The 21,222-nt window shown below is 60.4% G+C and carries 19 protein-coding genes; 13 read left to right on the top strand and 6 right to left on the bottom strand.

Features of this window, described 5'->3' with window-relative positions; genetic code table 11:
- The first annotated feature begins 9 nt into the window (after positions 1-9).
- The 3 genes from BLU01_RS07235 (at position 10) to BLU01_RS07225 (ending at position 2,681) form a co-directional block, all read left to right on the top strand.
- Positions 10-1,287, top strand: a complete 1,278-nt coding sequence (locus BLU01_RS07235; RefSeq protein ID WP_092272714.1) for a flavohemoglobin expression-modulating QEGLA motif protein — start codon at positions 10-12, stop codon at positions 1,285-1,287.
- Between the two features lie 147 nt (positions 1,288-1,434).
- On the top strand, positions 1,435-2,355 hold the full coding sequence (locus BLU01_RS07230) for an alpha/beta hydrolase (RefSeq protein ID WP_092272711.1): 921 nt from the start codon (positions 1,435-1,437) through the stop codon (positions 2,353-2,355).
- Complete coding sequence (locus tag BLU01_RS07225; RefSeq protein ID WP_092272708.1) at positions 2,352-2,681, top strand: hypothetical protein; 330 nt, start codon at positions 2,352-2,354, stop codon at positions 2,679-2,681. The genes BLU01_RS07230 and BLU01_RS07225 overlap by 4 nt, the downstream gene beginning before the upstream one ends.
- A 107-nt stretch (positions 2,682-2,788) precedes the next feature.
- On the opposite strand, the gene BLU01_RS07220 is transcribed toward BLU01_RS07225, so the two are convergent.
- The 4 genes from BLU01_RS07220 to BLU01_RS07205 all read right to left on the bottom strand — a co-directional run bounded on the left by BLU01_RS07220 (position 2,789) and on the right by BLU01_RS07205 (position 6,720).
- Positions 2,789-4,543 (bottom strand): hypothetical protein, encoded by a 1,755-nt coding sequence (locus tag BLU01_RS07220; RefSeq protein ID WP_092272705.1) that lies wholly within the window; start codon positions 4,541-4,543, stop codon positions 2,789-2,791.
- A 199-nt stretch (positions 4,544-4,742) separates the two neighbouring features.
- Positions 4,743-5,531, bottom strand: coding sequence for an OmpA family protein (locus tag BLU01_RS07215; RefSeq protein WP_092272702.1), 789 nt, complete (start codon positions 5,529-5,531; stop codon positions 4,743-4,745).
- Between the two features lie 55 nt (positions 5,532-5,586).
- Positions 5,587-6,000, bottom strand: coding sequence for a DUF4398 domain-containing protein (locus tag BLU01_RS07210; protein ID WP_092272699.1), 414 nt, complete (start codon positions 5,998-6,000; stop codon positions 5,587-5,589).
- Positions 6,001-6,375: 375 nt separating this feature from the next.
- Entirely contained in the window at positions 6,376-6,720 is a 345-nt protein-coding gene (locus tag BLU01_RS07205) for a pilin assembly protein (protein ID WP_092272696.1), read from the bottom strand.
- 229 nt (positions 6,721-6,949) lie between these two features.
- Between BLU01_RS07205 and ppc the strand changes: the two genes are divergently transcribed.
- The 7 genes from ppc (at position 6,950) to BLU01_RS07170 (ending at position 14,291) form a co-directional block, all read left to right on the top strand.
- Positions 6,950-9,580, top strand: a complete 2,631-nt coding sequence (gene ppc / locus BLU01_RS07200; RefSeq protein ID WP_092272692.1) for a phosphoenolpyruvate carboxylase — start codon at positions 6,950-6,952, stop codon at positions 9,578-9,580.
- A gap of 290 nt (positions 9,581-9,870) precedes the next feature.
- Positions 9,871-10,518 (top strand): adenylate kinase, encoded by a 648-nt coding sequence (gene adk / locus BLU01_RS07195; protein ID WP_092272687.1) that lies wholly within the window; start codon positions 9,871-9,873, stop codon positions 10,516-10,518.
- Between the two features lie 93 nt (positions 10,519-10,611).
- Positions 10,612-11,286, top strand: coding sequence for a tRNA (adenosine(37)-N6)-threonylcarbamoyltransferase complex dimerization subunit type 1 TsaB (gene tsaB / locus BLU01_RS07190; RefSeq protein ID WP_092272684.1), 675 nt, complete (start codon positions 10,612-10,614; stop codon positions 11,284-11,286).
- Between the two features lie 277 nt (positions 11,287-11,563).
- Complete coding sequence (locus tag BLU01_RS07185; RefSeq protein WP_092272681.1) at positions 11,564-11,872, top strand: hypothetical protein; 309 nt, start codon at positions 11,564-11,566, stop codon at positions 11,870-11,872.
- Positions 11,872-12,732, top strand: coding sequence for a DUF72 domain-containing protein (locus BLU01_RS07180; protein ID WP_092272678.1), 861 nt, complete (start codon positions 11,872-11,874; stop codon positions 12,730-12,732). Before BLU01_RS07185 ends, BLU01_RS07180 begins: the two co-directional genes overlap by 1 nt.
- A 30-nt stretch (positions 12,733-12,762) precedes the next feature.
- The gene (locus BLU01_RS07175; protein ID WP_092272676.1) at positions 12,763-13,584 is read left to right on the top strand and encodes an isocitrate lyase/PEP mutase family protein; all 822 of its coding nucleotides are present in this window, start codon (positions 12,763-12,765) and stop codon (positions 13,582-13,584) included.
- Between the two features lie 2 nt (positions 13,585-13,586).
- Complete coding sequence (locus BLU01_RS07170; protein ID WP_092272673.1) at positions 13,587-14,291, top strand: extensin-like domain-containing protein; 705 nt, start codon at positions 13,587-13,589, stop codon at positions 14,289-14,291.
- Between the two features lie 34 nt (positions 14,292-14,325).
- Here the strand turns inward: BLU01_RS07170 and BLU01_RS07165 are convergent, their stop codons facing one another.
- A complete protein-coding gene (locus BLU01_RS07165) occupies positions 14,326-14,946 on the bottom strand; it encodes an energy transducer TonB (RefSeq protein WP_092272670.1) in 621 nt (206 codons plus the stop codon).
- Positions 14,947-15,040: 94 nt separating this feature from the next.
- On the opposite strand from BLU01_RS07165, the gene BLU01_RS07160 reads away from it, so the two are divergent.
- Positions 15,041-15,823 (top strand): class I SAM-dependent methyltransferase, encoded by a 783-nt coding sequence (locus tag BLU01_RS07160; RefSeq protein ID WP_092272667.1) that lies wholly within the window; start codon positions 15,041-15,043, stop codon positions 15,821-15,823.
- 90 nt (positions 15,824-15,913) lie between these two features.
- Here the strand turns inward: BLU01_RS07160 and BLU01_RS07155 are convergent, their stop codons facing one another.
- Positions 15,914-16,564 carry a TetR/AcrR family transcriptional regulator gene (locus BLU01_RS07155; RefSeq protein WP_092272664.1) on the bottom strand — a complete coding sequence of 217 codons (651 nt, stop codon included), beginning with the start codon at positions 16,562-16,564 and terminating at the stop codon, positions 15,914-15,916.
- Between the two features lie 94 nt (positions 16,565-16,658).
- Between BLU01_RS07155 and BLU01_RS07150 the strand changes: the two genes are divergently transcribed.
- Together BLU01_RS07150 and BLU01_RS07145 are read left to right on the top strand one after the other, a co-directional pair.
- Positions 16,659-17,759 carry an efflux RND transporter periplasmic adaptor subunit gene (locus tag BLU01_RS07150; RefSeq protein WP_092272661.1) on the top strand — a complete coding sequence of 367 codons (1,101 nt, stop codon included), beginning with the start codon at positions 16,659-16,661 and terminating at the stop codon, positions 17,757-17,759.
- A gap of 6 nt (positions 17,760-17,765) precedes the next feature.
- Complete coding sequence (locus BLU01_RS07145; RefSeq protein ID WP_092272658.1) at positions 17,766-20,831, top strand: efflux RND transporter permease subunit; 3,066 nt, start codon at positions 17,766-17,768, stop codon at positions 20,829-20,831.
- Positions 20,832-21,222 lie beyond the last annotated feature (391 nt).

Raw genomic sequence — 21,222 nt, 5'->3', positions numbered from 1 at the left:
GAGTTTCGGGTGGACGATTACCAGCAGACGATACGCATTTTGTCCGATCGAATAGTGCTGGCGCAGACGCCGATTCGCGTCCTCGATGCCGTCAAGTGGGACGACAGCATCCGCAAGGGTTTCCTCAAGGCCAAAGGCAAGGAAATGCCCGCCGTTGACCGCGACTATTACCTCAATCGCCCACTGGCCTTCGACTCCAGCAAGGTCAAACTGGAATTCCAGAACATCGAGCGCGACATCACCCGTCAGCTCGGCCAGTTCAACCCGGTCGGCCAGATCATGCGGCGCATGTGCAAGGAATACCGCATGGTCGTGCGCATGCTCGAAGCGCGCGGCACCGAGGATTTCGGCCTGATTTCGCAGGAACTGTACGGCGCCGCGTCCGATGCGTTTCACGCCGGCGACCCGACCTTGGCCGACCTTGGCCTGATGCTTTCGGATTACCTGAACAACATCGATGGCCGTGGCGACCTCAAGGACGAGCCGAAAACCCTCACCGCCAAGGACGCCGTCAGCCTGTTGCAACATCGGCTGAACAAGGTGTTTGGCGAGGCCGAGGAAACCATTCGCGTGTTCGAATCCGACGGCATCGTCGCTGACGCAGCGGCGGGCGCCGACTACATCAAGATCCGCGCCGACGCGATGTTCAACGACCGTGACGTGCGCGCGCTCGAAGTCCATGAAGGTCTGGTGCACGTCGGCACCACGCTCAACGGCCTGAATCAGCCGATCTGCACCTTCCTGTCGAAAGGTCCGCCATCGTCCACCGTGACGCAGGAAGGCCTGGCGATTTTGATGGAGATCATCACGTTCGCCTCGTACCCGAGCCGTTTGCGCAAACTGACCAACCGCACCCGCGCGATCCACATGGTCGAGGAGGGCGCCGACTTCCTGCAGGTTTTCGAATTCTTCCGCGAGCAAGGTTTCGAAATGGGTGAAAGCTACGGCAACGCCAGTCGGGTGTTCCGCGGTTCGGTGCCCAATGGCCTGCCGTTTACCAAAGACTTGTCCTACCTCAAGGGCTTTATCATGGTTTACAACTACATTCAGTTGGCCGTGCGTAAAGGCAAACTGGAGCAAGTGCCGCTGCTGTTCTGCGGCAAGACCACGCTGGAAGACATGCGCACTTTGCGTCAGTTGGTCGACGAAGGGCTGGTGGTGGCGCCGAAGTATTTGCCGGAACAGTTCCGCGACATGAACGCGCTGTCGGCGTGGATGTGCTTCTCCAACTTCCTCAACCACCTGAGCCTGGACCGGATCGAAGCGGATTATTCCAATATTTTGTAATGACGCTTCCCCCTGTAGGAGCAAGGCTTGCCCGCGATGAACGATAACGCGGTCTTCAAGTAGACCGAGGCGCATTCATCGTGGGCAAGCCTTGCTCCTACATATTGGCGGCGTATTTCGAATCCTATTTCTGCGAGGTTTCAAAGGATGAGAATCCTCGGCATTGCCTGCCTTCTCCTGACGCTGACCTTGACCGGCTGCAGCTCACTGCTGTTCTACCCGGAACCGGGCCAGCCGTTTACTCCTGACCGGGCGAAAATCGAATTTCGCGACGTCACCCTGACCACCGCCGACGGCCTCAAGCTGCATGGCTGGTGGCTGCCGGCGGCAAAAGGCGTCGAGGTCAAAGGCACGGTGCTGCACTTGCACGGCAATGGCGGCAACCTCTCGTATCACCTCGGCGGCAGTTGGTGGTTGCCGAAAGAGGGTTACCAAGTGTTGCTGGTGGACTACCGCGGATATGGGCTGTCGGAAGGCAAACCGAGCCTGCCGGCGATCTATCAGGACATCGACGCCGCGTTCAATTGGCTCGACCAGGCCCCCGAAGTCAAAGGCAAACCGCTGATCGTTCTCGGCCAGAGTCTCGGCGGTGCGATGGCCGTGCATTACCTGGTCCAGCACCCGCAGCGCCAGCCCCAACTCAAAGCGTTGATCCTCGACGGCGCGCCCGCGAGCTATCGCGATGTCGGCCGATTTGCCCTGACCACCTCGTGGCTGACCTGGCCATTGCAGGTGCCGTTGTCGTGGCTGGTGCCGGACGGCGACAGCGCAATCAACTCGATGGCGCAGCTCAATGGCGTGCCAAAACTGATCTTCCACAGCATCGACGACGCGCTCGTGCCCCTTTCCAACGGCATTCGTCTGTATCAAGCTGCGCCGCCACCGCGCGTGCTGCAACTGACCCGTGGCGGTCATGTGCAGACCTTCGCCGACCCGACCTGGCGCCAGGTGATGCTGCGTTACCTCGAAGACCCGCAGCATTTCAACGGGCTGCGCCGGCTGGGCGAAATCCCCAATTACCCGGTGCCCCTGAATTCCAAAGATGAACCACCAGAGAGTCCGCAATGAGTGAAGAACGCAATCTGATCCCGATAATCCTCACCGGTATCGGCACCATCATCGGCACCGTCGGCGTGCTGTGGTACTACGGCTACCTGCACTTCGCCAAACCCGAAGATGCCTTGCTGCTCAGCGAATTCACCATGCTCAAAACCGTGCCGGGCGAAGACTACAAAATCTCCCTGCAACCGGCGCCGCAAGTCGCGCAATGCGTCGATGGCGTGCTGGTGCTGTTCGACACCGAACAGAAAGGCCTGACCGGCGTCTTGATCAACGCCCAGAAAAAAGCCGTGCGCTGCATGGGCCAGGACACCCCGCAAAAACTCGAGCAATAACCGCAGCCACCGCTGATATCTGTAGGAGCGAGGCTTGCCCGCGAAGAGGTCATCAGCTTCAACACCAATGTTGATTGACCCGGCGCATCCGCGGGCAAGCCTTGCTCCTACAGGTTGGCGCGCGCCTTCGCAGTCACCCAAAAGCTACGCGTCGGATTAGCCGTTGACTGCCGATCCCCGTTGTTCTGGATGAACATCACCGTGTAGTGGCCTTTCGAAGCATGCGTCTGGCTTTGCACCGACCAGTTGCCTTTTTCATCCACCGACGCCGTGGCAATAACGTCCGATGGCTGGCCGGCGACCACTTCCCTTATCAAGACCACCGCCCCGGCCAAACCGGTGCCGGAGAACGTCGGGTAAGGCGCGGTTTGTGAGTTGTTGGCGGGCATGTGGACGATGGCCGCTGGCGGTGCATCAATCACCGTGAACACCTGCGAATAGCCGCTCGCGCCATTTGTGCTGCCCGGATTGGTCGTGTACACCGCCAATCGTTGCGGACCCGCGGCCAGCGCCTGATCAACCTGCGTCGACCACTGGCCGTCCGCCCTGACAATCGCCGAACCGACAACGCCAACCATATGCCCATCGTCGATTTTCTCAACGATCACCGTGGTGCCGGGCAAGCCGGTTCCGGAAACGAATGGCTTGTGGCTGGTGCGTTCAGCCAACGTCGGATGTGCAATAAAGGCAAACGGCAGCAACGGCGCGCACGTCGGCAACGCTTGATCATCCAGAGCGACGGCAATCGTCGCGCCGCGCGTGTCGTTCGAACAGAGCTGAATTTTCAATTTCGCCGCCACATCATTGAAGACTCGCCCGACCAATAGTGCGGGATCGTCAGTCGAAACGGTCTCGGGTGTGCCATCCAGTTGCACGTTATCGACGCGCGTGGTCAGCGTGGTGTAACGCAGCCATACGCCATTCACCCGATTGTCATTGGCGGGAAAGTTATCGTAGGGCGGGCCCGGTTGGCGGTACTCAAGGGCGATCTGCAACGGTTGCGTGGCGTTGCTGCCGGGGCGATCGAGCAGATACAACTGCGGTCCGGCGCTGCCGAGAGCGCCCAGTCGATACAGGCCTGTCTGTTTGATCACGGCCATTTGCGTATCGTCGAGCCAACCGGCGTACCAACGGTTGTGCGCCGGGTACAGCGCTTGTACCGATTTCGAGCCCTGCACCGGATCGCCGGAATCGCCATAGCGCTTGGTCGCGCAGCCCGTCGGGGCATCAATGTCCAAGCCTCGGCCGGGACAGTTGATGTAAGTGTCGAAAATCCCGCCAAATTTATTCTCATGGCTGAAGCCCAGGTTATGCCCGAACTCATGCGCCCATAAGTAGTGGCCGGCATACGGCTGATCGCGCATGACGATATTGTTTCCCGGCATCGAACCTTGCGCGCCGCCGACGCCGTCGTTGTGCGCGACGAAAAAGTAGTCGTAGTCATCCGGCTCATAACCCTGGGCGCGTGCCGCCGCTTTGCCTGTGCTGATTTCACCCCAAAACCCCTCGGGCGGAACCGGCTCGGTAAATCTCGCGGAGATTGTCGTGCCTTTGAGGACCAGTTTGCCGCCGGACGCTTTCAGCAAGTAATGAGTGAGCGAGCGGGGCTTGCCGGAGAAACTGGTTTCATACAGGTCTGCCATGTCCAGTTCACGGTCCCCGGGCCAATGCGCCGCGAGCAGTAGCGCGGTTTTCACTCCAGTGATCGGCCGCTGATTGATCCCCGCACGCGGCAAGGGAGTGTCGGTCGCAACCGCGTCGCTGGAAACAGGCGCCGCTGCCGGCGTAAGGGAAGGCGAGGGGATACACGCTGCCAGACTGGCGGCGATGACAAGTAACCAAAATCCTTTCAGGTATTTCATCGGTCAAGCTCCGTCACGCCGTTGGGTCAGGCGCTGCGCGATTAACTGCGCAAGTGGGCTCGTTTGCCTACTGTCACACTTGACAGGTGCCGATCATCGCTACAAAACCAGCACCCACGAAAAAGCCCCGCCTGATCACTCAGACGGGGCTTTTGCGTTACAGCGTAAGGCTTGGTTCGACGGATTTACTTCGAAGGTCTTACTTCGAGGTCACTGCCGAACGTGGCACTACAGGCTGGTTGTCGTTGGAAATGGTCACTTCCACACGACGGTTCATCGCACGACCCGAGGCGCTGGTGTTTTCAGCAACCGGGTATTCCTTGCCATAACCCTGAACAACGATGCGCGCTGGATCCACGCCCATTTTCACCAGAGCAGTGCGCACAGAACCGGCACGGCGCTCGGACAGCGACTGGTTGTGGCTCGCAGTACCGGTGCTGTCGGTGTAACCCTCGACGATCACTTTGCGATCAGGGTTTTCCTGGAGGAATTGCGCCAGTTTGTTGATGTTCACCAGACCGCTGGATTTCAGGTCAGCACGGTCGGTAGCGAACAGCACGTCACCGAAAGTCACCAGCGTACCGCGATCGGTCTGCTTGGCATTCAGGCTGTCTTGCAGCTGCTTGATCTGCTGATCGCGAGCGTCCAGACGGGCCTGGGCACGTTGGGCAGCGGCGTTCTTCAGGTTGTTTTCAGCGGTGCGCAGAGCGATGGTCTGCTTGGCCACTTCAACGCGCTGATTGGTCAGATAAGCCAGTTGGTCAACTTTGGCCTGGTCTTGTTTGTCCTGGTAAGCCTTGTCGGCCTTGTCCAGGTAATCGCTGGCGTCTTTGGTTTCCAGCGCGGCAACTTTGCTTGCTTGCGGGTTGGCTTGCAGGCCGGAATAGTTGACGCGAGCCTGTTCCAGGTTAGCGTTTGGTGGCGTCGAGCAGGCTGCCAGTGCAACGCTTGCGGCCAGGAGAGCGGGGATCATCAATTGTTTACGCATAATAATTCGTCCTTTCTATCGATAAGAGCTTCAGGCGTGTGGTCCGGATGCGCGCTTACTGCACAGTGCGCTGACTTTCCTGACGCAGTTCCTGAACACCTTTCTGGGAATCCTTGACTGCTTGCTCGGCTTTCATCGCCTGAGCTTTGCGCTCGGCTACACGAGCGTCCCACTCGGCTTGTTCGGCCAGAGTGCGGGCTTCTTCATACTTCTTGTCGTGCATGGCGATTTCAGCTTGTTTCAGCTTGTCCTGAGCGGACTTCATTTCCACAGCTGCGAATTCAGTACCACCGGCGCTGACAGCGCTGTTCACGGCAGATTGGGTCACGGCGTATTGCTCGGTCGGCGGGTTCCCGGCGCAACCGGCGAGTACGAAGGTGCTGCCGATAGCCAGTGCAGCCAGTTTCAGACCGCGCAGGTTGGTAAACGAGGATTTGGCAGTGCTGGTCTTCATGGTCTTCAACTCCATTGGATAACTCCTGAAAAACTTCTAATCCATCCTGGTTTTTGGAGCCGTAACCGAACTTTCAAAAGCTTATTTGAAACGGCCGTACCAGGCGTGGTTACAGGGTACGACCCGAGCGCTTTTTCAAAAGTTCAGAGAAGATGGCCCATTGCCTAAAAAAAATTTGACTGAGCGGACAAGGCTCTAGATCGGGAACTTTCGAGGTGCGCAGTGGTATGGCCAGACTTTTCGAGCCCCGGCAACCCACGTTTTTGAGGGGATACAAAAACCAATGCAGGAGTGAGCCTGCTCGCGATAGCGCTGTGTCAGTCGACAATATTTCGACCGATCCGCCGCTATCGCGAGCAAGCTCGCTCCCACAGTTTTACCTACGCTGAATCAGTGTTTCTGCTCGTCCTCAACCGACGCCAGATCATGCAAATGCCGACGCGATAACGCCAGAAAACGTGGGGTTGGACCGACGTCCTCGTACAACGGATCGCCTTCCTCATCGGTGGCAACCACGGTCTGCCCTTTCACGTACGGAAAGCTCGCTTCCAGCTCTTCCAGCGCCGCGCCGATCAACTCGCCCAGCAGCTCTTCGGGATGCCGTTTCGGGTACATTTCGGTGATTGCCGCCAGGCGGGCGGCAGCTTCCACGTCCAGATGAATCGTGTAGCCAGTGTCGGTCAGGCGACCCTTGGCGTTTTCTTCCCAATGCTGGGCTAGCTCACGGATTTTCATAATGACCTCATGACATGCCTGCGGTCGGCAGGCAGGGTGAATGCCGCAATCGTGCGCGGCGGCAGCCGTTGTGCGGCTTACTCTTGAGACTAGCTTTTACCCACAAGGTTTAAAGTCACTTGGTCGTTTGCTTGTAAGAAGCGTTCTACAACGGCACTCTCTAAGTCCAATGCACTAACGCCAATGCATGGCGCTAAGGTCACCCGGATTTTTTGCTGGAGAACTGCTGATGACCGATATTGATGCACGCTTGCGCGAGGACGTTCACCTGCTGGGTGAGCTGTTGGGCAACACCATTCGTGAACAGTACGGTGAGGGTTTTCTCGACAAGATCGAGCAGATCCGCAAGGGCGCCAAGGCCGACCGTCGTGGTTCGATGGACGCCGAACTCAGCGCCAGCCTCAACCAGTTGAGCGAAGACGAATTGCTGCCAGTGGCGCGGGCGTTCAACCAGTTCCTCAACCTGGCCAATATCGCCGAGCAATATCAGCTGATTCATCGCCGCGAAGAATCGCAACCGGCGCCGTTCGAAGCACGGGTTCTGCCGGAACTGCTGGCGCGCCTGCGCGGCGAAGGTCACAGCGCCGAATCACTCGCCCGACAACTTGGGCGACTGGAAATCGAACTGGTCCTGACCGCGCACCCGACCGAAGTCGCGCGGCGCACGCTGATCCAGAAATACGACGCGATCGCCGCGCAACTGGCCGCGCAGGATCACCGCGACCTGACCAGCGCCGAGCGCGAGCAGATCCAGGCAAAATTGCAGCGCCTGATCGCGGAAGCCTGGCACACCGAAGAAATCCGCCGCACCCGTCCGACACCGGTTGACGAAGCCAAATGGGGTTTCGCGGTGATCGAGCATTCGCTGTGGCAAGCCATTCCGAATTATTTACGCAAGGCAGACCAGGCGCTGCACGCCGCGACCGGCCTGCGCCTGCCGCTGGAAGCCGCGCCGATCCGCTTCGCTTCGTGGATGGGCGGCGACCGCGACGGCAACCCGAATGTCACTGCCGCCGTCACGCGCGAAGTGCTACTGCTGGCACGCTGGATGGCCGCCGATTTGTACTTGCGCGATGTCGATCATCTGGCCGCCGAATTGTCCATGCAGCAGGCCAGCGACGCCCTGAAAGCCAAGGCTGGCGACAGCGCCGAACCGTACCGCGCGGTGCTCAAGCAATTGCGTGAACGCCTGCGCGCCACGCGCAATTGGGCGCATGCGGCGCTGAGCCAAACCACCCCGGCCCCCGCCGATGTGCTGCAAAACAACCGCGATCTGCTTGAGCCGCTGGAGCTGTGTTTCAACTCGCTGCACGAGTGCGGCATGGGCGTGATCGCCGACGGGCCGTTGCTCGATTGTTTGCGCCGGGCAGTGACGTTCGGCTTGTTCCTGGTGCGCCTCGACGTGCGTCAGGACTCGTCGCGGCACACCGCAGCCATGACTGAAATCACCGATTACCTCGGCCTCGGTCGCTACGAAGACTGGAGCGAAGAAGAGCGCATTGCGTTCCTGATGCGCGAACAGAGCAACCGTCGGCCACTGCTGCCGGCGCACTTCAAACCGTCCGCCGACACTGCCGAAGTGTTGGCCACTTGCCGCGAAATCGCCGCCGCACCGGGCGCGTCCCTCGGCTCTTACGTGATCTCCATGGCTGGCGCCGCGTCCGACGTGCTCGCCGTGCAACTGTTGCTCAAAGAGGCCGGCGTGTTGCGGCCGATGCGCGTGGTGCCGCTGTTTGAAACCCTCGCTGACCTCGACAATGCCGGGCCGGTGATCGAAAAACTTCTGCTGCTGCCGGGTTATCGCGCGCGCCTGCACGGGCCGCAGGAAGTAATGATCGGCTATTCCGACTCGGCCAAGGACGCCGGGACCACGGCGGCGGCGTGGGCACAGTATCGGGCGCAGGAGCGTTTGGTTGATATCTGCCGCGAACAACAAGTGGAACTGTTGTTGTTTCACGGTCGCGGCGGCACGGTGGGTCGTGGCGGCGGTCCGGCGCACGCGGCGATTCTGTCGCAGCCACCGGGTTCGGTGGCCGGGCGTTTCCGCACCACCGAGCAGGGAGAAATGATTCGTTTCAAATTTGGCCTGCCGGACATCGCCGAGCAAAACCTCAATCTGTACTTGGCCGCCGTGCTCGAAGCGACCTTGCTACCGCCACCACCGCCGGAACCTGCTTGGCGGCATCTGATGGACGAATTGGCCGCCGATGGCGTCGCTGCTTACCGCGCCGTGGTGCGCGAGAATCCGCAATTCGTCGAGTATTTCCGGCAGTCGACGCCGGAGCAGGAGCTGGGTCGGTTGCCGTTGGGCAGCCGTCCGGCCAAACGTCGCGCTGGGGGGATCGAAAGCCTGCGGGCGATTCCGTGGATTTTCGGCTGGACCCAGACGCGGCTGATGCTGCCGGCCTGGCTTGGCTGGGAAGCGGCGCTGAGCAAGGCGCTGGAACGCGGCGAAGGCGAGTTGCTGGGGCAGATGCGCGAGCAGTGGCCGTTCTTTCGCACGCGCATCGACATGCTGGAAATGGTCCTGGCCAAGGCTGACGCCGACATTGCGCAATCTTACGATGCGCGTCTGGTCGAGCCTGATCTGCTTCCTTTAGGTGCGCATTTACGCGACCTATTGTCGCAGGCGTGCGCCGTGGTGCTTGGCTTGACTGGCCAGTCGCAACTGCTGGCACATAGCCCCGACACCTTGGAATTCATCCGTTTGCGCAACACCTACCTCGACCCGCTTCATCTATTGCAGGCCGAGTTGCTGGCGCGTTCACGGCAACAGGAAGTGGCGCAGGGCAGCCCGGTAGAACAGGCGCTGCTGGTGTCTGTGGCGGGGATCGCCGCCGGTTTGCGCAATACCGGCTAAGGTTTTTGCTGCGGGCTCAGGCACCTGGCGCGGGGAGCGGGTGCCTGCCGGCGAACCGCGCCAGATGTCCGGCAGGCGACAGTTAATGACGGGGTTGCGACTAGGGTCACCTCCGCGCAAGGTCGCGATGGCCGCGGGTTTCTCCGACTTTCGGCGGCTTGTGTGGGCAAGGCCTGCTGTGTATCTTGATCAGCCTTTGGCCGTTTGGGCGGCCACACGACCCTATTTTTGAGATTGGCCCCAAGAGGCGAATCTGACGTTATCCATATAAAAATTTGAGGAGCACATCGATGCGCGTCATTCTGCTGGGAGCTCCGGGGGCCGGTAAAGGTACTCAGGCAAAGTTCATCACCGAGAAATTCGGCATTCCGCAAATCTCCACTGGCGACATGCTGCGTGCAGCGGTCAAGGCCGGCACCGAGCTGGGCCTGGTCGCCAAAAGCGTCATGGACAGCGGTGGTCTGGTCTCCGACGACCTGATCATCAATCTGGTCAAGGAACGCATCAGCCAGGCTGATTGCGCCAACGGTTTCCTGTTCGACGGTTTCCCGCGCACCATTCCTCAGGCTGAAGCCCTGGTGAAGGCTGGCGTAGAGTTGGACCACGTTCTGGAAATCGACGTCAAAGACGAAGACATCGTGCAACGTATCGCTGGTCGTCGTGTTCACGAAGCTTCCGGCCGCGTTTACCACGTTGTTTACAACCCGCCGAAAATTGCCGGTAAAGATGACATCACCGGCGACGAGCTGGTGCAACGCAAAGACGATACCGAAGAAACCGTGCGTCATCGTCTCTCGGTCTACCACGCGCAGACCGAGCCACTGGTGAAGTTTTACCAGGAGCTGTCCACCGCTCAAGGCAAACCGAAGTACAGCCACGTCGAAGGTGTTGGCTCGGTTGAAGCGATCACTGGCAAGGTGCTTGAAGCGCTGAGCTGAAAAGTCTGAATCGCTTCATCTTCTACGGCCCGCTTGCGGGCCGTAGTTGTTTATACTGGCGCCCCTTTTCTGATCTCTCTTACGGAAACATCGATGAGCACCTTGCTGGCCCTGGACACCGCGACCGAAGCTTGCTCCGTTGCCTTGCTGCATGACGGCAAGGTTACGAGCCATTACGAGGTGATCCCGCGCCTGCACGCGCAGAAGTTGTTGCCGATGATTCAGCAACTGCTCGCCGACGCCGGCACCACGCTGCAAGCGGTCGATGCCATTGCGTTTGGCCGAGGGCCGGGCGCGTTTACCGGTGTGCGCATTGCCATCGGCGTGGTCCAGGGTCTGGCGTTTGCGCTGGAGCGCCCGGTGTTGCCGGTGTCGAATCTGGCCGTGCTGGCCCAGCGTGCTTACCGCGAACACGGCGTAAGTCAGGTCGCGGCGGCCATCGATGCGCGGATGGATGAAGTGTATTGGGGCTGCTACCGCGAGACGGCGGGGGAGATGCGGCTGGTCGGCAACGAAGCGGTATTGCCGCCGGAAGTAGCGGCATTGCCGGCCGATGCCAGCGGCGAATGGTTCGGCGCGGGCACTGGTTGGGGGTATGCCGAGCGTATTGGCGTCAGCCTGAGCGGGCAGGACGCGACGATGTTGCCGCACGCCGAAGACTTGCTGACCCTGGCGCGATTTGCCTGGGAGCGCGGCGAGGCCATCGTCGCGGACGAGGCGCAGCCGGTTTATCTGCGCGATAAGGTTGCGACCCCGAAAGCACGTTGACCGAGGGGCTTTTGTGGCGAGGGGGCAAGCCCCCGTTCGGCTGCGCAGCAGTCGTAAAACCTGCTTACGCGGTGTGTCTGAAGGAATTTGGGGCCGCTTCGCAGCCCAACGGGGGCAAGCCCCCTCGCCACAATTGGTATTTCAGCATTAGCCAATCGTCAGTTTTACCCCTTCGCTTTAAACCTTTTTGCTTTTATGTGTTCTAGTTATCACTCGGCTGTTTGCGAAGTGGTCCGCGCGCCACTAAACTGCCATCATCGATACCGAGCATGTACTTATGCGTATAGACGGCCTTTCCTCTCAGTCCTACCCCATCAAGCGCAAGCCTCGCAAAGGCAATGTCGTGGTGGAAGAGTCTGTCGATGACATCGACGGCGAGCTGGAATTTCCGTCCGAAGAGCAAATGGCCGCTCGCGCCGCCAAAGCCTCCGCGCAACGCTTGAGCAATCTCCCCGCCCGTCAGCAAGACATGCTTTACCACCGCGCCATGAGCAAAAGCGTCGCGATGGCGCTCGCCAGCTACCTTAGCACCGCCGGTTTTGTTGATTGGGATGCCGATGTGTTGGGCCTCGACCTCTACATCTGATGCTGCTGCCTTACTACCTCGGTTGCCCGTCCTGGAGTGAAAACGCCTGGCGCGACCACCTCTACCCGCAAGACGCAAAACCCGGCGAATTCCTCAGCCTCTATTCTCAAGTGTTCAACGCCGTTGAAGGCAATACGACCTTCTACGCCAGCCCGGCTGCCGGCACCGTGCAGCGCTGGGCCGAAACCATGCCTGAACACTTTCGCTTCACCGCCAAATTCCCCGGCGACATCAGCCACAGCGGCGACCTGCGCGAGCAACTGACTGCGGTCGAGACCTTCCTGCAACTGCTCAGCCCGTTGGGCGAGCGGGTTTCGCCGATCTGGCTGCAATTGTCGAAAAGCTTCACGCCGCAACGCCTCGCGGAACTGGCCGGGTTTATCGACGCCGTCGACCGACCGTTGGCAATTGAAGTGCGTCATCGTGAATTCTTCGCCAAGGGCGACGCCGAACGCATGCTCAACCGGATGTTGCTTGACCGCGGTGTCGAGCGCATTTGCCTCGATTCGCGCGCGCTGTTCAGTTGCACCTCGACCGCGCCTTCGGTGCTCGAAGCGCAGGCGAAAAAGCCCAACGTGCCGACGCGCCCGGCAGCGTTCACGCAGTTTCCGCAGGTGCGTTTTATCGGCCATCCGCAACTGGAGGCCAACGATCCGTTCCTGGTGCCGTGGGTCGAAAAAATCGCCGCGTGGATCGAAGAGGGGCGCACGCCGTATATCTTCCTGCACACCGCCGACAATCTGCTGGCGGCGAAACTGGCGCAACGCTTTCACGCAAAACTGATGACGCGTTTGCCTGGCTTGCCGCCGCTGCCTGAGCTATATAGAGAGCCCGCCGCCGAGCAACTTGGCCTGCTCTGAAGCGGATTTCCCTCTTCTCAGGAGCTGCCAATGGATGCGCAAACCCTTCGAGCCCAGGCGTTCAAAGCACTGCATGAACGCGCAGAGGCCTTTGTCATTCCCAACCCGTGGGACGCCGGCTCGGCGAAAATGCTCGCCAGCCTGGGCTTCGAGGCGCTGGCCACGACCAGCGCCGGTTATGCGTTCTCCAACGCCCGCCCGGATGGCGCGTTGACCCTCGACGACACCTTGGCCAACGTCCGCGCGATTGTCGCGGCCAGCGATCTGCCGGTCGCGGTCGATCTGGAAAACGGCTTTGCAGATGATCCAGCGGAATGCGCGCAGAGCATTTTGCGCGCGGCGGAGGCGGGCGCGGTTGGCGGCTCGATCGAAGACGCCACCGGCCGAGCGGAAGCGCCGATCTATGGTTTCGACAATGCGGTGGCGCGGGTCAAAGCTGCGGTCGCCGCGGCGCGCAGTTTGCCGTTCCCGTTCACCCTGACGGCGCGCGCCGAAAACTTTTTGCACGGCAATCCTGATCTCGACGACACCATTCAACGCTTGCAAGCCTTCGCCGAGGCCGGCGCCGACGTGCTGTATGCGCCGGGCCTGCGCAGCGCCGAAGACGTGTTGGCGGTGGTCCGCGCGGTGGCGCCGAAACCGGTGAATGTGTTGATGTCCGGCGGGCTCCAGTTGACCGTCGCGCAACTCAGCGAGATGGGCGTCAAGCGCATCAGCGTCGGTTCGGCGTTGGCCTTGGCGGCGTACGGCGAGTTCTTCCGCGCCGCCGAAGAGATCAAGACTTCTGGCACTTTCGATTTCACCGCGCGCTCGATGCCTTACGCGCAGGCCAATCAATTATTCAAAGGTTGACCATGCGTTTGAGTGGGTGGCGGTTGTTGTGGTTGCTGCTGTTGTTGCTCGTCGGCGCGGCCGGCGTGAGCGTCTGGCGTGGCTGGGTGGCCGTGCCGGCGCAATGGAATCCGTGGGCGCCGCTGGACGTGAAAGCTGCGCCGAATTTTCTCACCCGCTACAAGCTGATGCGTCTGCGCAGCGATGCGCAATTGTGCGATCAGGCGTTGAGCAGTTCCGGATTGCGCACCAGCCGTCAGGCCGACAGCCCCGACGCGACCTGCCCGCTGACCAACACCCTGCGCGTGCAGGGCGGGGAGGTGGCCCTGAGCAGCAGTTTCCTCGCCAGTTGTCCGTTGGCGGTGGCGTTTGCCCTGTTCGAGCGCCACGCCCTGCAACCGGCGTCACAGGCGGTTTACGGCCAAGCCGTGACGCGGGTCGATCACCTCGGCAGTTTTGCCTGCCGCAACATGTACAACCGCGAGAACGGCGCGCGCAGCCAGCATGCCAGCGCCAATGCCCTGGACATCGCCGGTTTTCGCCTGGCGGACGGGCGCTCGGTCAACGTGCTCAAGGACTGGCCGAAGGACAATAAGGACGCGCAGTTTCTACGTCAGGTCCGCGATGGCGCCTGCGAGATGTTCAGTGTGGTGTTGAGCCCGGACTACAACGCCGCGCATCGTAATCACTTTCACGTGGATGTCGGGGGTTGGTCGGTCTGTCGCTAGCGGATTTGCTGCTGGAGCATCTGTTGCGAGGGGTTTAGGCGGCGATGCGCAGGTTTTGCAGGACGATCGGGCGTGCCCAACCGTTATCGAAATCAAGTTGTTTCTGCTGCTCGACCAGCTCTTGCGGCGAGAACGGCGGGAACGGTTTGTCCAGCAGGTGCAGTTCGAATTCGGCAATCGGCAAGTGCAGCGGGCGCGGTTGCGGTGCCGGGCCGGCGGCTGGCACAGGCTGGCCAGCGGTGAGCACGATGGGACGCACCCAGCCACTTTCGAAGTTCTGCTGTTGCTGCTGCGCGACGATTTCTTCCGGCGGGAACGGTGGGAACGGTTTGTCGGCCAGGTCCATTTCGAACTCGGCAATCGGCAGGAACAGCGGCTCTGGCGGTTTGACCTGGGTTTCTGTCACATCGCATTCGCGCTGGGAAACAATGTGCGCGTAGAGCTCGCTGCCGACGGTTGGCTCGACCGGGCTTTGCAGATCAACCGGGGGAAAAGTCCCGCAGGCAGGCACCACACCGCTCGACTGTTCGGCCAGCGCCTGGGCAAAGAAATCTTGCCATAGGTGACTGACGCCGCTCAGTGCCTGGGAATTTCGCAGTGCATAATCGCCATGACGCGATATGTAGCCTACGGATGTGGTTTGAATGTCTGACATTTTTCTCGGTCGACGCTCAGCTCTGGCAAAATGCTCGATAGTTTTGTTATCGGACGTTTTTTGCCGATCATTAATTTTTTGAGCACTTTTCCCCATGATTGAACAACCTGCGGCCTGCCGCATCCATGTCGAGGCCTCGGCCCCGGCATTTCAGCCACAAGCCGAGCAGTGGGCCGAACGCCTGGGGTTGCCGATGCAGGTGGCTGACGGCGAGTTTGCCTTGCAAGTGGGCGAGCAGGGTTTGCAGTTGCAACAACTGGGGCCGGACGCGCCGGGGCCGGTGCGGGTCGACTTCGTTGAAGGTGGCGCGGCGCATCGTCGGTTGTTCGGCGGCGGCACCGGGCAAATGATTGCCAAGGCTGTCGGCATCGCCCAAGGCGTGCGCCCACGGGTGTTGGACGCTACGGCGGGGCTGGGCAAGGATGCGTTTGTGCTGGCGAGTCTCGGTTGCGAGATGAGCCTGATCGAGCGTCAGCCGCTGATCGGCGCCTTACTGGAAGACGGTCTGTCGCGTGCTGCAGAAGATTTCGACGTGGCGCCAATCGTTGCGCGGATGCGTTTGCTCAAGGGCAATTCGATTGAGGTGATGCGTAACTGGGAGGGCGAGCCGCCGCAGGTGATTTATCTCGATCCGATGTTTCCGCACCGTGAGAAAACCGCGCTGGTGAAGAAGGAAATGCGCCTGTTTCGCCCGCTGGTCGGTGATGACCCGGATGCCCCGGCATTGCTCGAAGCGGCGCTGGCGCTGGCCAGCCATCGGGTGGTGGTCAAGCGACCGCGCAAGGCGCCGTGCATCGCCGGGCCGAAACCCAGTCATGCGCTGGATGGCAAATCCAGTCGTTACGACATTTATCCGAAGAAAGCGCTCAAGCCCTGATACCGAGTCGCTCCATTCGCGGGCAAGCCTCGCTCCTACAGGATCTGCGCGAACCCTGTAGGAGCGAGGCTTGCCCGCGAAGGCGCCCGACTAGGCGCCAACAATCTCAGGCCGGTACGCCCGCATAAACAACTCCACCACCTCGCGCACGTGGCTCTCGGCCGCGTCGCCAACCACCGGCTCGCCGCAGCCGTACAACAAACGAAAATTCCCCGCACCCTTGAGCAGGCAGAAGAAGTGCTCGGCCGCATTACGCGGTTTGTCGATGCTCAGCGCGCCGTTCTGATTGATCCTGCCCAGCAAGCGCTCCATGCCGGTCAACATGCGATTCGGCCCGGCCTCGAAGAAGATCAGCGACAGCTTCGGATCCTGGCTGCCGAGGCTGATCATCAAGCGATGCAGGTTCACCGATTCATCGCTGTTGATCAGTTGATGAAACCCGCGCGCGATATTCAACAGCACCGTTTCTACCGAAACGCCGTCAGGCAATTCGAAAAACAGCGTAGGCAATTGCTCTTCGCACTTGGCGGCGACAGCGGCGGAAAACAGCGTTTCCTTGTCGTTGAAATGGCTGTAGACCGTGAGCTTGGACACCCCGGCCTCGGCTGCCACCGCGTCCATGCTGGTATTGGCATAGCCGTTACTCACAAACAGAATTTTCGCCGCATCAAGGATGGCCTGGCGCTTGGCCAGATCCTTGGGACGACCCGGACCATTTGAGGCTGAAAGATTGTTCGACATTCTTCGCTTTTAATACTGGACTGGTGAGTTTGCTATTAATAACATACCGGCCAGTATAATTATTCCAAGCACCATTAGCGAAAGGTCGTTTGCCATGTTGCGCTATGCCTTGCCCCTCGCGTTGCCAGTCAGCCTGGCTTTTTTATTGTCGGCCTGCGGCCACGAGGAGGTGCCGCAAGTCAGCGTGCGACCGGCCATGGTGGTGCAACCGCAGCCTTCGGCTCAGGCCATGGAAAGTTATCCCGGCGAGGTTCGTGCACGCTATGAACCGGAGCTGGCCTTCCGCATTGGCGGCAAAGTCAGCCGACGACTGGTCGAGGAAGGCCAACGGGTCAAGGCTGATCAGCCCCTCGCGGAACTTGATCCGCAAGATGTGCGCCTGCAACTGGAAGCTACGCGCGCCCAAGTGGCCGCCGCCGAGGCCAATCTGAGCCTGGTGCGCGCCGAGCGTGATCGCTACAAAACGCTGATGGACCGTCAGATGGTCAGTAAATCCGCGTACGACAATTCCGAAAACCTTTACCGATCCGGTGAAGCGCGCCTCAAACAAATCAAAGCCGAATTCAGCGTCTCGACCAATCAGGCGAGTTACGCGGTGTTGCGCGCGCCACAGGATGGCGTGGTCGCCAAGCGTTCGGTCGAAGTCGGGCAAGTCGTGGCGGCCGGGCAAACCGTGTTCACCCTCGCCACCGATGGCGAGCGCGAAGTGTTGATCAGCCTGCCGGAACAGAACTTCGGGCGCTTCAAGGTCGATCAACCGGTGTCCGTCGAGCTGTGGACGCAACCCGATCAGCGTTTCACCGGGCGCATCCGTGAACTGTCGCCAGCGGCCGATCCAAAATCGCGCACTTTCGCCGCGCGCATTGCCTTCACCGCCGGCAAAGTCCCGGCCGAACTGGGCCAGAGCGCCCGCGTGTTTATCCAATCCGCCGCCGTGGTCTCGCTGTCGGTGCCGTTGTCGGCGGTCACTGCGGAAAACGGCGCGACCTATGTGTGGGTGGTCGGCGCCAACAACATCCTGAAAAAAGTCCCAGTGCGCGTCGGCGCGTTTGGCGAGAAAAGCGTGCCGGTGCTCGAAGGCTTGAGTGCCAGCGATTGGGTGGTGGCCGCCGGGGTGCATGTGCTTCACGACGGGCAGCAAGTGCGCCCGGTGGATCGCTCCAACCGGGTCGTCGATCTGGCGGAAAAGGAGTAATCCCCGATGGGTTTCAATCTTTCCGAATGGGCGCTGCGTAACCGTCAGATCGTACTGTTCCTGATGCTCTTGCTGGCCATCGTCGGCGCGCTTTCCTACACCAAACTCGGACAAAGCGAAGATCCGCCGTTCACCTTCAAAGCCATGGTCATTCGCACCAACTGGCCGGGCGCGACGGCGCAGGAAGTCTCGCGCCAAGTCACCGAGCGCATTGAAAAGAAGCTGATGGAAACCGGCGAGTACGAGCGCATCGTTTCGTTCTCGCGCCCGGGCGAGTCCCAGGTCACCTTCGTCGCCCGCGATTCGATGCATTCAGCGCAGATTCCGGAGCTCTGGTATCAGGTGCGCAAGAAGATCAGCGACATTCGCCAAACATTGCCGCCGGGCATTCAAGGGCCGTTTTTCAACGATGAATTCGGCACCACGTTCGGCAATATCTACGCCCTGACCGGCGACGGTTTTGATTACGCGGTGCTCAAGGATTACGCCGACCGCATCCAGATTCAGCTGCAACGGGTCAAGGATGTCGGCAAAGTCGACTTGCTGGGTTTGCAGGACGAGAAGATCTGGATCGAACTGTCCAACGTCAAACTCGCCACCCTCGGTTTGCCGTTGGCCGCCGTGCAGCAAGCGCTGGAACAACAGAACACGGTGTCGACTGCCGGATTTTTCGAAACCAGCAGCGAGCGATTGCAGCTACGCGTCACGGGGAATTTTCAGACAGTCGAGCAGATAGAAAACTTCCCGATTCGGGTTTGGGATCGTACGTTCCGCATCTCCGATGTCGCCAACGTGCGCCGCGGTTTCAACGATCCGCCGGCGCCACGCATGCGTTTCATGGCCGAAGACGCGATCGGTCTGGCCGTCGCAATGAAGGACGGTGGCGACATTCTGGTGCTCGGCAAAGCGCTGGAAATCGAATTCGACCGTATCCAGAAAAACCTCCCGGCCGGCATGCAATTGCGCAAAGTGTCCGACCAGCCGGCGGCGGTGAAAACCGGTGTCGGCGAGTTCGTTCAGGTGCTGGTCGAAGCACTGGCCATTGTGTTGCTGGTGAGCTTTTTCTCGCTCGGCGTGCGCACCGGCATGGTCGTCGCACTGGCGATTCCGCTGGTGTTGGCGATGACGTTCGCCTGCATGTATTACCTCGGCATCGGCCTGCACAAGATTTCCCTCGGCGCGCTGGTATTGGCGCTGGGGTTGCTGGTGGACGACGCGATCATCGCCGTGGAAATGATGGCGATCAAAATGGAGCAGGGTTTCGACCGGATCAAAGCCGCCAGTTATGCCTGGACCAGCACTGCGTTCCCGATGCTCACTGGCACGCTGATCACCGCTGCCGGGTTCCTGCCGATCGCCACCGCGCAATCGGGCACCGGTGAATACACCCGATCAATCTTTCAGGTGGTGACCATCGCGCTGTTGGCATCGTGGATCGCTGCCGTGGTGTTCGTGCCGTATCTGGGGGAAAAACTCCTACCGGATCTGGCGAAGATTCATGCCGCCAAACACGGCGCCGGGCAACCGGATCCGTACGCCACGCCGTTTTATCAGCGCGTCCGGCGCCTGGTGGAATGGTGCGTGCGCTGGCGCAAAACGGTGATCACGCTGACGGTGGTGCTGTTTCTCGCGTCCATCGTGTTGTTTCGTTTTGTCCCGCAACAATTCTTCCCGGCCTCGGGACGTCTGGAATTAATGGTCGATTTGAAACTGGCCGAAGGCGCATCGCTGAGCAACACCGCTGAAGAGGTTAAACGCCTCGAAGCGTTGTTGAAGGATCACGCCGGCATCGACAATTACGTGGCGTACGTCGGCACCGGTTCTCCGCGATTTTACCTGCCGCTGGATCAGCAATTGCCTGCAGCGAGCTTCGCGCAATTTGTAGTCCTGGCGAAAACCATCGAGGAGCGCGAAACCCTGCGCACCTGGCTGATCGAAACCCTCAACGAACAATTTCCGGCCCTGCGTTCGCGCGTCACCCGTCTGGAAAACGGCCCTCCGGTGGGTTACCCGGTGCAGTTCCGCATCACCGGCGAACACATCGAGGAAGTTCGGGCGCTGGCGCGGAAAGTGGCGACCAAGGTTCGCGAAAATTCCCACGTGGTCAACGTCCATCTGGACTGGGAAGAGCCGAGCAAAGTGGTGTACCTGAACGTCGATCAGGACCGCGCCCGCGCGTTGGGCGTCAGCACCGCCAACCTGTCGAAGTTTTTGCAAAGTTCGCTGACCGGGTCCAGCGTCAGCCAATACCGCGAGGACAACGAATTGATCGAAATCCTCCTGCGCGGCACCGTGCATGAGCGTACCGAACTGTCGTTGCTGCCAAGCCTGGCGGTGCCGACCGATAACGGTAAAAGCGTCGCGCTGTCGCAGATCGCTACGCTGGAATATGGTTTTGAGGAGGGCATTATTTGGCACCGCAATCGCCTGCCCAACGTGACCATTCGCGCCGACATCTATGGCAAGGAACAACCGGCGACGCTGGTGCAGCAGATTCTGCCGACCCTCGAGCCGATCCGCGCCGAACTGCCGGATGGCTATTTGCTGGAGGTCGGCGGCACCGTTGAAGACTCGGCGCGCGGGCAGAACTCGGTGAAGGCCGGCGTGCCGCTGTTCATCGTGGTGGTGCTGACGTTGCTGATGCTGCAGCTGCGAAGTTTCTCACGCACGGTGATGGTGTTTCTCACAGCGCCACTGGGATTGATCGGCGTGACACTGTTCCTGATGGTGTTCCGCCAGCCGTTCGGTTTCGTCGCCATGCTCGGAACCATCGCGCTGTCGGGGATGATCATGCGCAACTCGGTAATCCTCGTCGACCAGATCGAGCAAGACATCGCCGCCGGACTGAAACCCTGGCAAGCGATTATCGAAGCGACGGTGCGACGCTTCCGGCCAATCGTCCTGACCGCACTCGCGGCGGTACTGGCGATGATCCCGCTGTCGCGCAGCGTATTCTTCGGGCCGATGGCGGTGGCGATCATGGGCGGGTTGATCGTCGCGACGGCGCTGACCTTGCTGTTCCTGCCGGCGCTGTACGCGGCGTGGTTCCGCATCAAGAAAGATCCTGCATAAGCGCGCGACGAATCCCACAGGGGTTACGCAATCCCCTGTAGGCGCGAGCCTGCTCGCGGTGGCGTTGTGTCAGGCGAATGCAATATCGACTGACACGGCCCCTTCGCGGGCAAGCCTCGCTCCCACAGTAGGTCTGCGGTGGCTGCGATATTCGGGCAAGCCACCAATCCCCTGTGGGAGCGAGCTTGCTCGCGATGGCGGTATGTCAGGCGACTGCAATATCGACTGACACGGCCCCTTCGCGGGCAAGCCTCGCTCCTACAGTAGAGTTGCGGTGGCTGCGATATTCGGGCAATCCACCAATCCCCCTGTAGGAGTGAGCCTGCTCGCGATGGCGTTGTGTCAGTCGATACATTTCTGACTGGCTAACCGCTATCGCGAGCAAGCTCGC

Origin of the sequence: Pseudomonas prosekii (genome assembly GCF_900105155.1) — a bacterium.
In the GTDB taxonomy this organism is placed as follows: Bacteria; Pseudomonadota; Gammaproteobacteria; order Pseudomonadales; family Pseudomonadaceae; genus Aquipseudomonas; species Aquipseudomonas prosekii.
The sequence above is the reverse complement of the archived record's forward strand: the minus strand, read 5'-3'. Positions and strand labels throughout refer to the sequence as shown.

What these genes read in the sequence shown, in the direction of transcription:
- BLU01_RS07230 (WP_092272711.1), top strand. Translation starts at nt 1,435, where the DNA reads ATGAGAATCCTCGGCATTGCCTGCCTTCTCCTGACGCTGACCTTGACC.
- BLU01_RS07225 (WP_092272708.1), top strand. Translation starts at nt 2,352, where the DNA reads ATGAGTGAAGAACGCAATCTGATCCCGATAATCCTCACCGGTATCGGC.
- BLU01_RS07220 (WP_092272705.1), bottom strand. Translation starts at nt 4,543, where the DNA reads ATGAAATACCTGAAAGGATTTTGGTTACTTGTCATCGCCGCCAGTCTG.
- BLU01_RS07215 (WP_092272702.1), bottom strand. Translation starts at nt 5,531, where the DNA reads ATGCGTAAACAATTGATGATCCCCGCTCTCCTGGCCGCAAGCGTTGCA.
- BLU01_RS07210 (WP_092272699.1), bottom strand. Translation starts at nt 6,000, where the DNA reads ATGGAGTTGAAGACCATGAAGACCAGCACTGCCAAATCCTCGTTTACC.
- BLU01_RS07205 (WP_092272696.1), bottom strand. Translation starts at nt 6,720, where the DNA reads ATGAAAATCCGTGAGCTAGCCCAGCATTGGGAAGAAAACGCCAAGGGT.
- ppc (WP_092272692.1), top strand. Translation starts at nt 6,950, where the DNA reads ATGACCGATATTGATGCACGCTTGCGCGAGGACGTTCACCTGCTGGGT.
- adk (WP_092272687.1), top strand. Translation starts at nt 9,871, where the DNA reads ATGCGCGTCATTCTGCTGGGAGCTCCGGGGGCCGGTAAAGGTACTCAG.
- tsaB (WP_092272684.1), top strand. Translation starts at nt 10,612, where the DNA reads ATGAGCACCTTGCTGGCCCTGGACACCGCGACCGAAGCTTGCTCCGTT.
- BLU01_RS07185 (WP_092272681.1), top strand. Translation starts at nt 11,564, where the DNA reads ATGCGTATAGACGGCCTTTCCTCTCAGTCCTACCCCATCAAGCGCAAG.
- BLU01_RS07180 (WP_092272678.1), top strand. Translation starts at nt 11,872, where the DNA reads ATGCTGCTGCCTTACTACCTCGGTTGCCCGTCCTGGAGTGAAAACGCC.
- BLU01_RS07175 (WP_092272676.1), top strand. Translation starts at nt 12,763, where the DNA reads ATGGATGCGCAAACCCTTCGAGCCCAGGCGTTCAAAGCACTGCATGAA.
- BLU01_RS07170 (WP_092272673.1), top strand. Translation starts at nt 13,587, where the DNA reads ATGCGTTTGAGTGGGTGGCGGTTGTTGTGGTTGCTGCTGTTGTTGCTC.
- BLU01_RS07165 (WP_092272670.1), bottom strand. Translation starts at nt 14,946, where the DNA reads ATGTCAGACATTCAAACCACATCCGTAGGCTACATATCGCGTCATGGC.
- BLU01_RS07160 (WP_092272667.1), top strand. Translation starts at nt 15,041, where the DNA reads ATGATTGAACAACCTGCGGCCTGCCGCATCCATGTCGAGGCCTCGGCC.
- BLU01_RS07155 (WP_092272664.1), bottom strand. Translation starts at nt 16,564, where the DNA reads ATGTCGAACAATCTTTCAGCCTCAAATGGTCCGGGTCGTCCCAAGGAT.
- BLU01_RS07150 (WP_092272661.1), top strand. Translation starts at nt 16,659, where the DNA reads ATGTTGCGCTATGCCTTGCCCCTCGCGTTGCCAGTCAGCCTGGCTTTT.
- BLU01_RS07145 (WP_092272658.1), top strand. Translation starts at nt 17,766, where the DNA reads ATGGGTTTCAATCTTTCCGAATGGGCGCTGCGTAACCGTCAGATCGTA.